This is a genomic window from Paenibacillus sp. FSL K6-1566 (assembly GCF_038050475.1).
Classification (GTDB): domain Bacteria; phylum Bacillota; class Bacilli; order Paenibacillales; family Paenibacillaceae; genus Paenibacillus_AQ; species Paenibacillus_AQ lactis.
On the sequence record NZ_JBBOSR010000001.1, the window covers coordinates 6,321,780 to 6,334,118 of the forward strand.

Annotated in this window: 10 protein-coding genes and 1 pseudogene; 9 read left to right on the forward strand and 2 right to left on the reverse strand. The window is 53.6% G+C overall.

From position 1 onward, the window contains the following. Positions 1–46: 46 nt before the first annotated feature. The 3 genes and pseudogenes from NST08_RS28310 to NST08_RS28320 all read left to right on the forward strand — a co-directional run. Positions 47–742 (forward strand): annotated as a pseudogene (locus NST08_RS28310) (spore germination protein); the annotation flags it as partial. A 32-nt stretch (positions 743–774) separates the two neighbouring features. Further along, positions 775–1,884, forward strand: a complete 1,110-nt coding sequence (locus NST08_RS28315) for a spore germination protein (protein ID WP_341342572.1) — start codon at positions 775–777, stop codon at positions 1,882–1,884. Next, entirely contained in the window at positions 1,881–3,092 is a 1,212-nt protein-coding gene (locus NST08_RS28320; protein ID WP_341342573.1) for a Ger(x)C family spore germination protein, read from the forward strand. The genes NST08_RS28315 and NST08_RS28320 overlap by 4 nt, the downstream gene beginning before the upstream one ends. Before the next feature lie 62 nt (positions 3,093–3,154). Here the strand turns inward: NST08_RS28320 and NST08_RS28325 are convergent, their stop codons facing one another. Then, positions 3,155–4,570, reverse strand: coding sequence for a hypothetical protein (locus tag NST08_RS28325; protein ID WP_341342574.1), 1,416 nt, complete (start codon positions 4,568–4,570; stop codon positions 3,155–3,157). Positions 4,571–4,736: 166 nt separating this feature from the next. On the opposite strand from NST08_RS28325, the gene NST08_RS28330 reads away from it, so the two are divergent. The 4 genes from NST08_RS28330 to NST08_RS28345 all read left to right on the forward strand — a co-directional run bounded on the left by NST08_RS28330 (position 4,737) and on the right by NST08_RS28345 (position 9,490). After that, entirely contained in the window at positions 4,737–5,438 is a 702-nt protein-coding gene (locus NST08_RS28330) for a response regulator transcription factor (protein WP_251535816.1), read from the forward strand. After that, a complete protein-coding gene (locus NST08_RS28335) occupies positions 5,435–6,442 on the forward strand; it encodes a sensor histidine kinase (protein ID WP_341034727.1) in 1,008 nt (335 codons plus the stop codon). Before NST08_RS28330 ends, NST08_RS28335 begins: the two co-directional genes overlap by 4 nt. Positions 6,443–6,813: 371 nt before the next feature. Then, on the forward strand, positions 6,814–7,584 hold the full coding sequence (locus NST08_RS28340) for an ABC transporter ATP-binding protein (protein WP_251535818.1): 771 nt from the start codon (positions 6,814–6,816) through the stop codon (positions 7,582–7,584). Continuing rightward, a complete protein-coding gene (locus tag NST08_RS28345) occupies positions 7,559–9,490 on the forward strand; it encodes an ABC transporter permease (protein ID WP_341342575.1) in 1,932 nt (643 codons plus the stop codon). The genes NST08_RS28340 and NST08_RS28345 overlap by 26 nt, the downstream gene beginning before the upstream one ends. A 92-nt stretch (positions 9,491–9,582) precedes the next feature. Here the strand turns inward: NST08_RS28345 and NST08_RS28350 are convergent, their stop codons facing one another. Further along, positions 9,583–10,272: a hypothetical protein gene (locus NST08_RS28350; protein WP_341342576.1), complete on the reverse strand. Its 690-nt coding sequence runs from the start codon at positions 10,270–10,272 to the stop codon at positions 9,583–9,585. A 209-nt stretch (positions 10,273–10,481) separates the two neighbouring features. Here NST08_RS28350 and NST08_RS28355 point away from each other — a divergent pair, with 209 nt between their 5' ends. Both NST08_RS28355 and NST08_RS28360 read left to right on the forward strand, forming a co-directional pair. Further along, on the forward strand, positions 10,482–11,312 hold the full coding sequence (locus NST08_RS28355; RefSeq protein ID WP_341342577.1) for a MerR family transcriptional regulator: 831 nt from the start codon (positions 10,482–10,484) through the stop codon (positions 11,310–11,312). 189 nt (positions 11,313–11,501) lie between these two features. Further along, complete coding sequence (locus tag NST08_RS28360) at positions 11,502–12,266, forward strand: SDR family oxidoreductase (protein ID WP_144868015.1); 765 nt, start codon at positions 11,502–11,504, stop codon at positions 12,264–12,266. The last annotated feature ends 73 nt before the right edge of the window (positions 12,267–12,339 follow it).

Below are 12,339 nucleotides of genomic sequence, written 5' to 3' on the forward strand. Positions count from 1 at the left end.
ACCCGATTCTCGGTTCTCCATGTCTACTTTTTAGTCTAGCAGCACGTTTGCTCTCATCCTCCCGGTTACCTTCAGCATGCTGCTCCAGTCGCCGGAGGATTACTATGATCGATGGCTGCCAGGGACTTTTATTCGTGTATTGCGGTTTCTGGCTGCTATGCTCGCCCTGTTGGCCCCGGCGCTCTATATTTCATTCATCTCGTATCACCCCGGCTTGATTCCGACCAAGCTGGCGCTTTCCATTACCGAGACAAGGCAAGGCGTACCGTTCCCCTCGATCATCGAGGCGCTCATCATGGAGGTCTCGATTGAAATCTTACGTGAAGCAGGAATCCGGCTCCCGAAGCCGATCGGACCTGCGATGGGCATCGTCGGCGGTCTGATCATCGGCGATGCGGCCGTCAACGCTGGCATCGTCAGCCCGTTCCTGGTGATCGTCGTTGCCGTTACCGCCATCTCGTCCTTTACCATTCCGGTATACAGCGCCGGAATTACCCTTCGCATTCTTCGTTTCACCGGGATGTTCAGCGCGGCGGTGCTGGGACTGTTCGGCGTCGTCCTGTTCTTCCTGTTAATTTGCAGCCATCTGGTACGCCTGAAGAGCTTCGGCGTTCCTTATGTGAGTCCTATGACACCTTATAACATCAGCGAGTGGAAGGATTTTATTATTAGAGCTCCGCTCAAAATGATGAAGAAGCGGCCCGGTATGTTAAAACCAAATGATAGCGACCGAAGAAACTGAGGATATCCATGCAGTGAAAAGAGGTTAGAACGATGAGCAGTCCCAACACGAGTCCTAAAGAGAACATCTCCACTTCGCAAGCTGCCGTAATGGTTATCAACTATATGCTTGGGGCCGGTATCCTTACCCTCCCCAGAACTACCGTAGAAGCCGTTCGAACGCCGGACGCATGGATCTCCATCATCGTGTCCGGACTTATCGTTTTGGCAGCAGGCTGGATCTTAGTATCGCTGTGCAAAAGATTCCAAGGAAAGACATGGTTCCAATTTGTTCCGGAAATTACGGGCAAATGGATCGCATTCATCCTAAGCCTGCTGGTTATCGGATATTTCATTGTCATATCGGCTTTTGAGATTCGGATTTTGGCCGAGGTGACGGCATTATTTCTACTGGAGGGTACGCCCATATGGGCAATCGTCCTGCCCTTCATGTGGATCGGCCTGTATTTGGCGCTGGGGGGCATTAACTGCATCGCCCGCCTCTATGAAATCATACTGCCGATCACGCTTGTATTTTTGGTTCTCGCCCTCCTGCTGAGCAGCAATATTTTTGAGGTGGATAACCTGAGACCGGTGCTTGGATCCGGTATTATGCCTGTATTGCGGGGGATCAAGCCGACGCTTCTGTCCTTTACGGGCTATGAGATTATGCTTGTTGCCACAGCTTTTATGAAATTCCCCAAGAAGGCAACTAGTGCTGTGATAATCGGCATATCGGTACCTGTTTTGATGTATACCTTTACCGTCATTATGGTTGTCGGAGGGATGTCGATTGACGGCGTGGTGACGAGAACATGGCCCACTTTGGACCTGATGCGCAGCTTTGAAGTGCAAGGCTTGATTTTTGAACGGTTCGAATCCCTCCTGCTCGTCATCTGGATTATGCAGATTTTCTCTACCTATACCGTTACGCTGTATGCGGCATCCCTAGGATGGTCGCAAGTATTTAACAAAAAGTTCCGTCCCTTTGTGTTTGCATTGCTTCCTGTCATCTTCCTCATCGCGATGATTCCTAAAGACGTGACGGAAGCCTTCAAGCTCGGCGATACGGTCGGCTATGCCTCCGTCTTTCTGTTCGGAGTCATGCCGCTGATATTGCTGCTGGTCAGCTTGGCCCGCAAGAAAGGAGCGATGCCCAAATGAACAGAAGGGTCCGCCAAGCGCTGCGGGTTACCGCAGCCATGCTGCTTGTCCTTAATACCGGATGCTGGAGCAGCCAGGAAATTGAAGACATGAGCATTGTTGTAGGACTCGGGCTGGATGTCGCCAACGAATCCCGATTCGAGCGCGATATCACCAGGCAAGGGGGAACCTATCCGAAGAGGAATGTGGTGACTGCGACGGTGCAGATTGTTCCCCCTATCTCAGGTCGTGGCCAGAGGCAGGGCCAAGGCGGTTCAGCCGGGTCACAAGGTTCCAGCATGGCCTATTTGAACGAAAAGCTGACGGGAGACTCCATGATCCAAATTTTCCGCCAGTTCTCGGTTCGGAGAGACCGTCCGCTAATCGGAGACCATCTCAAGGTAATTGTCGTTGCATCTGAATTGGCCAAACAATACAGCTTGGAGCAAATCTTCGATTTCATCCTTCGCGATAACGCCATACGTCCAAGCTGCCTTGTCGTTGTCAGCCACCGGGAGGCGATCGAGGCATTAAGCTCGACAGAGCCTGGAGAAGTCCCCGCCTTCTACTTGACGGGACTTGTCGATAATCGAAGCCGGTCCAACAAAATCCTTCCTCCGGTGACGCTGATGAAGCTGGACAGCACCCTGCAGTCGGGCACCAGCTTTCTGCTGCAAAACATGGTTACGTCTAATGGCGAGCACAAATTTTCGGGAGCCGCCATTATTAAAGGCAGCTCCAAGAAGTGGATCGGAGAATTAACTCAGTTCGATGTGGAAGGCTTGTCTTGGATCAGGGGGGAAGTCATGGGCGGAGCGCTTAAGGCGTACGCACCTGCCGGGTATACGGTTACCTATGAGCCGAGGAATTCCAGCAGCAATATCACCCCCAGAGTTAAGGATGGCGACATTTCCTTTCATATCAAAATCAGGTCGGAAGGCCGGTTAATTGAGGACTGGAGTTTTCCGGAGATCCCCTCCACCGAATCCTATCTGAAAGAAATGGAGAAGGTGTTCGAAAAACAAGCCTCCAAGCAAATCGATCAGGTGCTGCACAAGATGCAGCATGTATACCATGTCGACGTTGGAGGATTCGGTGAACAGCTTCGGATCAAGCATCCAAAGCTGTGGAAGCAGATAAAAGATCAGTGGGATGATACCTTCAGCCGCATCCCGATCACCTATGAGCTCGAGATGAAGATAACGGATGCCGGATCATCCACGGATTGAGAGTGCGAGCGCGGAGCTGACAAGCCCGCGCTCGTTGACGTTCTGCAGATGCTCAGATCCCCTTATATCAGAAACATCGCTACAGCCGTTGTGGCCGCAAGACCGATCAGCACAGGCTTCAGATTGCGTCTGGCCAGCTCGAACGGACTGACGCCGCATATAGCTGCCGCCGGAATAAGGGCCCAAGGAATCAGCGTGCCGCCTCCAACCCAGATGGCAGCCACCTGGCCGAGTGCAGTCAGCGTCTCGGCGCCGGAGCCGATCGCAGCAGCGAACAGCTGCGCAACCGAACCGGCCAGCGAGATCCCGGAGAAGCCGGAGCCGTCCAGACCGGTAATGATGCCGGTAATGGTCAAGGTAACCGCACCCGCCGCACCATTGAGCGGCACCACATGGGCAAGGGCAACCCCCAGATCGTTCACGATGCCGTGCGAGGCGGATGGCAGAACGGTTCCGAACAACTCCGCGAAAGCTGCATCGCCCAGGTAGAAGAAGGCCGCGATCGGGATCACGGGCCCGAAGACTTTGAAGCCGAACATAAGACCCTCGATTAAATATGAGGTGACTTTCTCAAGTCCCCGGTTACGGTGAGCGATCAAGGTAATGGCACCAAGAATGAGGACGGCCGTGCCGCCAACGAGAGCGGTTGCATCCCCTCCCTGCAGCTTCAGGAGGAACATCGCCGCAACATCTGCAGCGAACAGCAGCAGGATCGCAATCGCCAGCCATTTCTTCATCCCCGGCGATATAACCGCCGTCGCATGCTCCTCATCCGAATGGGTCGTGAGCGCATCTCCCGTGCTTTTAATCGTGACGAGTCCATCCCGCCAAGTGCCGTTTCTTAAATCCCTTCGCATCATCCAGAACGCGGTCACGGTTGTAACGGCTCCCATCACGATAACAAGCGGCACGCTGGCGGCCATGACACTGGCTACGGGCAGCCCTGCCGCATCGGCCGTCAGCTTCGGTGCTCCCTGGATAATATAGTCGCCCGATAGCGCGATACCATGACCGAACAGATTCATGGCTACCGCGGCCCCGAGGGCAGGGAGTCCGACCCGAATCGCCACCGGCAGCAGAACGGCGCCGATTAACGCCACGGCAGGCGAAGGCCAGAAGAAGAAGGAAGTGATCATCATAATGATGCCGATCCCCCAATAGGCCATCGCCGGCGTGCGGAGAAAGCGCGTTAACGGCGCCACCATCGTCTCGTTAATCCCGGTCTTGATCAGCACCCTGCTCATTGCCACAATAATGGATATAATCATGATCGTGCCCATCAGCTCTTTCGTTGCATAAATGAACGATTGGAACACGCCCGAGACCGAGCCGCTGAGTGTCTCCGTCGCCAGCAGGCCGAGCGCAAAGATGCCGGTCACGCAAATCAGCGTCGTGTCGCGGCGCCGGATCAGCAGCGTCAAGATCAGCACGATAAACGCCAGGTACACCCAGTGAATCGCGGTCAGTTGAATTCCCATATGCCGTCACGCCCTTTCCAGGCAGTTGGTTTATTTGTGACTACATCTTATGCATGGGCCTGGGCAAGGGTTCAATGACCCGTACGACCGGACGTTTACGAAATCTGCACGATGCGTATGGTATATTGAATGCGAGCGGTGTTTTGCGAGGAAAGGAGTTGAATCGATGTACACCATTCTGATCGTGGAAGACGATGAACGCATCGCGGATAAATTAAGCTCGGCCATCTCCAAATATGATTTTAATGCACGCATCATTGATGATTTCAGCCGCGTCATGGACATCTTTACGGATACGAAGCCGGATCTGGTGCTGCTGGATGTTAATCTGCCGAAATACGACGGTTTCTATTGGTGCCGGCAAATCCGAACCCAGTCCCACTGTCCGATTATTTTCATCTCGGCACGCGACAGCGGCATGGATCAGATCATGGCGCTGGAAAACGGGGCCGATGATTATATTACGAAGCCGTTTGACATGGAACTCGTTCTGGCCAAAATCCGCAGCCATCTGCGCCGTGCGGTTGGCGCTTATGCGACCGGCCAAGAGGAGGAACATACCGTTGAAGGCGCCGGTCTCATCCTGTATCCGGAGCGATTCGTCGTGGCCTATGGGGACCGGTCAGCCGAGCTTACCCAAAAGGAGACGGCCCTGCTGATGATGCTGATGGAAAAGGACGGCCGCGTGGTCAGCCGCGAGCGGCTGCTGGATCTGATGTGGGAGGATCAGCATTTCATCGATGACAATACGTTAAATGTCTATATCACAAGGGTTCGCCGCAAGCTTCGCGAATTGGGCGCCGGAGACCTCATTGAGACCGTTCGGGGAGCAGGCTACCGGTTCGTGACGGGCAGGGAGCCCTTATGAGACTGTTCCTGCGGGAGCATCTCCCGCTCATCTTGTTTTTTACCGTGCAAATGCTGCTTGTCCCCCTCCTGTATTGGCTTACCGGGGAGGGCAGGCCCTTTGCCATCGTGCTGTACGGGATTCTGCTGGGCAGCGTCGTGCTGCTCGCCTATCTTGCGTACCGTTATCTTTCCCACCGCACGATGTATCAGGAGCTTTCTTCCGAGGATCTTTCGGAGGAGTTCTCCAACCCTCCCTTGGGTGAAGCGCCCCTGCCGGAGGCGATGCATGAGCGGATCAGCCATTATGAACGTTTATATCGCGAGCAGCTGTACCGGCATCAAAGCCAGACCGACCAGCATCTCGCCTTCATGAACCGCTGGGTGCATCAAATGAAGACCCCGCTGTCCGTGATTCAGCTCACTCTCGATGAAGTCGGAGAAGCACCCGCCGAGCATATTCGGGAAGAGCTCGAACGGATACGCAAAGGCCTGGAAATGGTGCTGTACACCGCCCGCTTAGACCGGTTCGAGCAGGACTTCGCCGTAGAATCCATCGGACTCCGTGCCGTGGTAAGCGAATCGGTCGTCGAGAACCGCAGGCTGTTCATTCGTAAAGGCATTACGCCGGTGTTCCAAATCGATGATCAGATCTCCGTCTATACGGATGCCAAATGGTTCAGGTTCATGCTGGGGCAGATTCTGACGAATGCCGTGAACTATTCGGGCAGCCCCGGTAAGAAGATTCATTTGACAGCCGAAGCGTCAGGAGCATTCGTTAAGCTGCACATATGCGATGAGGGGATCGGCATCGCGCCGGAGGATATCAACCGGGTGTTCCACCCCTACTTCACCGGAGAGCGCGGGAGGCAATACCATGAATCCACCGGCATGGGCCTTTATCTTGTCCGTGAAATCGCCCATAAGCTTGATCATTCCGTACAGCTGGAGTCCACGCTCGGTGAAGGAACCACCGTTACCTTGACGCTGCGCCGAGCTGATAACCAAGGCACACCTCGAGACTAGGTGTGTCTTCTTTGTATAGGCATAGGATATCGTGAGATCCATCGTCTAAAGAATACGAACAAAAAATACGAACATAACCTTATGGCAGATGTAAGCTCCGTTTCACCTAAATCCATAGCAGGGCCAGGGCAATATGCGATAGAGTTAGGTTACACTAAGAGGATGTTCAAAAAGCCGTCTTTTGATCACGTAGGGAGTCAAGAAGTAACTCGGCATCGAATCTTGAATTCAGCCGGGCCTTCCGGTGCTCACGTACCCAAAACGTACGCTCCGCTCCTCACTCCCTAGCTTCATCCAACCTTCTCGGTGCTGAAAATCCGACTTTTTGAACTCGCACACTAATTAGGCATATAGAAAGGAGCTTACGGGTTATGGCTATTCTTGAAGTCACAGCATTAAACAAAGTATATACGGGCAAAGTGGCGACACAAGCTCTTACCGATATTCACCTCACCATCGATGAAGGGGAATTCGTCGGCATCATGGGCCCTTCGGGCAGCGGCAAAACCACGCTGCTGAACATGGTATCCACCATCGATCGGCCAAGCTCCGGCGAGGTCAAAATCGGGGGAAAGAATCCGTACACCATGAAAAAGGGCGAGCTTGCCCACTTCCGCCGGAGACAGCTCGGCTTCGTATTCCAGGATTTCAATCTGCTCGATACGTTAACCGTTGCCGAGAATATTGTGCTTCCGCTGACGCTGGACCGTCGTCCGCTCAAGGACATGGAGAAGCAACTGCAGCAGACCGCCTCGCGGCTTGGCATCCGCGAAATTCTCAATAGACGCGTATACGAGATTTCAGGAGGCCAAAGGCAGCGTACCGCGATTGCCAGAGCGATCATCGGCGCGCCTCTGCTGCTCCTTGCGGATGAGCCGACAGGAGCGCTCGACTCGAATTCCTCGCGGATTGTGATGGAGTCGCTCGCCGAGATCAATGAGCGGGACCGTACCACCTTGATGCTGGTTACGCACGATCCTTTGGCCGCAAGCTATTGCAACCGCATCGTTTTTATTAAGGACGGCAAGCTTGCCGCCGAAATTCACCGCGGCGAGAACCGGCAGGCCTTTTTCCAAAAAATCATCGATACGCTATCGTTCTGGGGAGGGAATACAAGTGAACTTTCCTCAATTCGCGTTTAACAACGTCCGGCGGAATGCACGTCAGTATTTTGCCTATCTCTTAAGCAGCTCGTTCATGGTCATGATCTTCTTTACCTATGCCGTATTTATCTATCATCCGGCTATCGAGAATTCGCCAATGGGCGCCATGACGCGTACGGGCATGACCATTGCCACCGTAATCGTGTATGTGTTTGCCTTCTTGTTCGTGCTGTATTCGATCAGCGTCTTTCTGAAGTCGCGGAACCGGGAGTTCGGTATTCTTACGATCCTCGGGGCCGAAGCCAAACAGATCAATTGGCTGATTTTCCTGGAGAACACGCTCATTGGCGCCATTGCCATCATCACGGGCATTGCCAGCGGAATGCTGTTATCGAAGGTGTTCTTGCTCATCAGCACCAAAGTGATTGATATGGACGAGCTGCCGTTCTATTGGCCGGTCAAAGCGATCCTGCTGACCGCCGGTGCGTTCGCCGCGCTGTTTCTCGTCATTTCGCTCTTCACCTTGCTGTTTATCCGGAAGAATCAAGTTTTGGAGCTTCTCAAAGGCACCAGCAAACCAAAGACCGAACCGAAAGCCAATCTGTTCCTGGCCCTCTTGGGCGTGATCCTGCTCACCATCGGCTTTTCCGTCCTTCGCGTCAAGGAGTTAGACCCTACAGGACTGATGATTGCTGCGGTTACCGGCATTCTGGGCACGTATTTCTTCTACTCCCAACTATCCGTATGGGTGGTTCGCATGCTGCAGCGAAATCGCACGACCACTTGGAGAGGGACGAACCTGCTATGGATCTCCGAAATGAGTTACAAGATCAAGGACAATGCCCGCATGCTGTTCCTGGTCACGGTTGTCGTGGCTCTGGCCTCCATGAGCACCGGCTTCGTGCTGGCCATGCAGCAATCGATTCGATCGGTATATTTGGATAACCCCTACGCGCTTAGCTACACCTACTACAGCAATGCCGACGAGACTAAGGTGCAGGATGAGTTGGCCCTGATTGAACAGCGACTCCAGTCAGAAGGGCTTAAGTATAAACGTGCGGAGGTCGAGACCATCTACTATCGCTTGTCAGCGAATGGGGAGGACTCCTTACACATCATGCCGCAGTCCCAATACGATCGTTTGGCTGCCATGATGAATACCAAGCCGGCTGGGGCACTCGGCGAGAATGAAGCCTTATTGACGGAAACCCCGAATGCAGCGAAGAAGAGTAAAGGGAAGCTAATGGAAGCGGATATCGATTTATCCGGTCAGCCCTACTCATTCAGCTTGGAGAACCGCACAGACCGGATCGCGGCTTTGGTGTATAGCGGCAGATTGATGGTCGTTACGGACACCATGTTTGAAGAGCTGCGGAGCGGGGATAAAGCAAATAGAATCAGTGTGAATCATACCTATCCGTTTATTTTTCCCGGTTCCCAAGGGCTCCCCCAGAAGGACGATCCTGAAACCAAGCTCGGCCAAGAGCTGTCGGAATGGAACGGTAGCGCAATCAGTGAAGGTTATATAAAATCCAGGGCGGAGAACTATTACACCAATAAACAGGCCATCTCATTATTCAGCTTTATCGGGGTGTTTGTCGCCTTGATCTTCTCGATTTCAACCGCCAGCTTCCTGTATTTCAAGCTGCACACGGAGCTTTCAGCGGACCAGGCGATGTACCGTTCCCTGTCCAAAATCGGACTCAGCGCCCGGGAGATGAATATCTCCGCAACAATTCAGATTGCCGTACTGTTCTTTATCCCGATCTTGGTTGCCTCCGTGCAGTCCTTGGTCGTGCTCGGTCCCGTTCTTGGATATCTGGATGCTCCGTATGTTAGCGGTCCTGTATTGGCGGCCTCATCGGCATTCTTGGCTGCCCAAACGATCTATTTTCTAATCGCCAGAGCCCGCTATATTAAAGCTGTGAACGGGATGATGGTGTGAGCATGCCTACTGAAATGAACGAAACTAAGAGTGGGACCTATTGGACCCTCGTGCCGATTCGCAAAAAAGCAGGAAACCCGTAGGCCTGAGGCCTATAGGTCTCCTGTTTTTTCTTGTAGATGCCGCCCAGTGATCATGTAAATCCCAAGTATTATCGTCCATATAAACACAGGGCCTGCGGTGACCGGGTAGATGATCACACTTAATTTCGGAAGCAGCAGTGCAACAGGTATCCCAATCGCTCCCCACCATCCTGCTGCTACGCCTATCCATGCCAAGACGGGCTTCATATTGCCTCCAGCAAGCAGCGCAAGGCCAAGCAGGCTTACTCCGATCCAGGCCAGCATCATGGCAAAGTCGCCGGCCATAATGCCGAAAGCAAATAATCCCACACCCAAGGCGGCTGTCCCAGGGTCCTGCACCGAACCCCACTCCTTGGCCAGGACCGGAAGAACGGTTAACTCCATCGCAAGTACGAGCACCCATATCGTGATCGCCGCAATGAACAAGCGGGATGCCAACATCGCAGCAGGGCGCCTGCCGGCGACGGCCTCCCCGAGCGACAGTCCTCCCAGCCACAATAATATGGCCGCCAGCATCAGGCTGTGATCCCATTGCCAATAGGTCAGCATGTCCGGAATCATCGATATGACATGGTGCCCCGTCCACGGATCCGTAGCCGGCGGGTGCATCAGCGTAGCTGTAACAAACAACGCCCCGCCCAATAAAATGCTGATTCCTGCATAACGGCTAACCCGCGATGCATCCTTCCATTTGCTCATGAGCGGTTCCCTCCTTGCTTCGTCGTCTACCTATCCTTATACTTCCCGCTCCGCGTTGAAACTAGAAGCTTAAGATTTCCTTGCGGACATTCATTCAGATTTACGTCATTCCACCAAAAACGGGCCATTTACGTCAGCTGAAGAGCAGGATATGATATCGTTATCCACACGGTTGAAAAACCTAAAAACACAAGGAGGCGGCATATCGGATGATGAAGATCAGCGCTTTTGCCAAGGTCAGCGGACTGTCCATCAAAGCACTGCGCTATTATGACGAGCTGGGCCTGCTCAAGCCGGCCCATGTGGATGAACAAAGCGGATACCGTTATTACGCCGAGGAGCAGCTTCTGACCGTCAAGCGGATTGCCGCCTATAAAGAGCAGGGGTTTACGCTGGAACAGCTTAAGCCGTTTTTGGAAGAGAATATAAGAGCCGATGCCGTAAGAGACAAGCTTTCCGAGAAAATGAAGGAGCTTCAGGAGACGGTGCGAAGTCTCCAGCTGCAGCTGGATGAGGTAAACAGCAGAATGTCCCGCCTGGAGCACATCGAGACGGGGGATCCCGCGGAATCTATCCGAATCCGAAAGGTCCCGTCTCAGCGCGTCGCTTCGATTCGTGACCAAGTCCCCCGCAGCCAGCTTTGTATCCTGCTTGATGAAATTACGAAATATGCCGCTCTTCAAGGCGAGGAGGAAGCCGGACAGCTTATCATCCTTTGGCATGACGACGCAGGCGGGAATGCTGATGTGGCAGACATTGAGGTCGCCCTCCCTATAACCAGGGACATACCTTCCAATGGCCGGGTGCGAGTGAATGTCCTGCGGGAGCTGCAAACAGCCGCCTCTCTTCTCCATCATTGTGATCCGTACGGCTATAGCTGTCCCGTCATACCCGAGCTCACGGCATGGATTTTGTCCCAAGGACTCGTTCAAACGGACCGGGAGCCGATCCGCGAAATCTATCTCACTTCGGATAAAGATATTTACGGCAGGAAGCGCCCTGCGGAACTGCTTATCCCCTTGCTAGGTAATGCCGAGTAACCCATCCATATCGTGATAGAATTCCGGAGCGGGCTTGGATCAGCCTTCATCGCCTCAACACGTACTTGGAGAGGTAGTAATCCGGCTTGTTTTTCATGAAAGCTCAAAAAATGCTCCCCCCCTCTTGACTCTCCCCTTAACAGGAGAGTGTACAGTAGCTTTAAATCAAACAAGAGGAGTGGGATTTTCATGAAACGATTGGAAGATAAAATCGCATTGGTTACAGGCGGAAGCCGAGGAATCGGCAAAGGAATTGCGCTTCGGCTCGCGGAAGAAGGGGCACTGGTCGCTATTCATTACGGAACGCGCAGGGATGCAGCGGAGGAGGTTGTCCAGGCCTTACGGGATCAGGGCGGGCGGGCTGTCGCCTTAGGCGCCAACCTGAAATCGGTAGACGGAGCCAAAGGGCTTATTCATTCACTGGAAGAGGAGCTGCTTCGCATCACGGGAGACACCCGTTTCGATATTCTGGTGAATAACGCAGGCATCGGAACCTCAAGCACCTTCGAAGAGACGACCGAGGAGGGCCTTGACGAGCTCCTTGCCGTTAATGTGAAGGCCCCGTTCTTCCTGGTTCAACAGGCCCTGCCTCTCCTGCGTGACGGCGGTCGCATCGTCAACATCTCCTCCGGCGTGACGCGGATCGCCTATCCGCATATTATGGCCTACAACATCACAAAGGGCGCGATCAATACGTTTACCTTGCATCTTGCCAAGCTGCTGGGCCCGCGCGGAATTACGGTGAACGCGGTGCTTCCAGGGATTGTGGACACCGACGTGAATGCATCCTGGCTGCACACGCCGGAAGGACAGCAGCATGCCGCGGAGATGTCCGCGCTTGGCCGAATCGGTCAGCCGTCCGATATTGCGGATGTCGTGGCGTTTCTTGCATCAAGCGACGGGCGCTGGGTAACGGGACAAATGGTTGACGCAACCGGCGGTTCTCATCTGTAACTGTGTAGAAGGGCTATCCTTGCTCGGCAGTAACGCCAAGAAGGATAGCCCTTATGCTATATTCTGCTGTTAA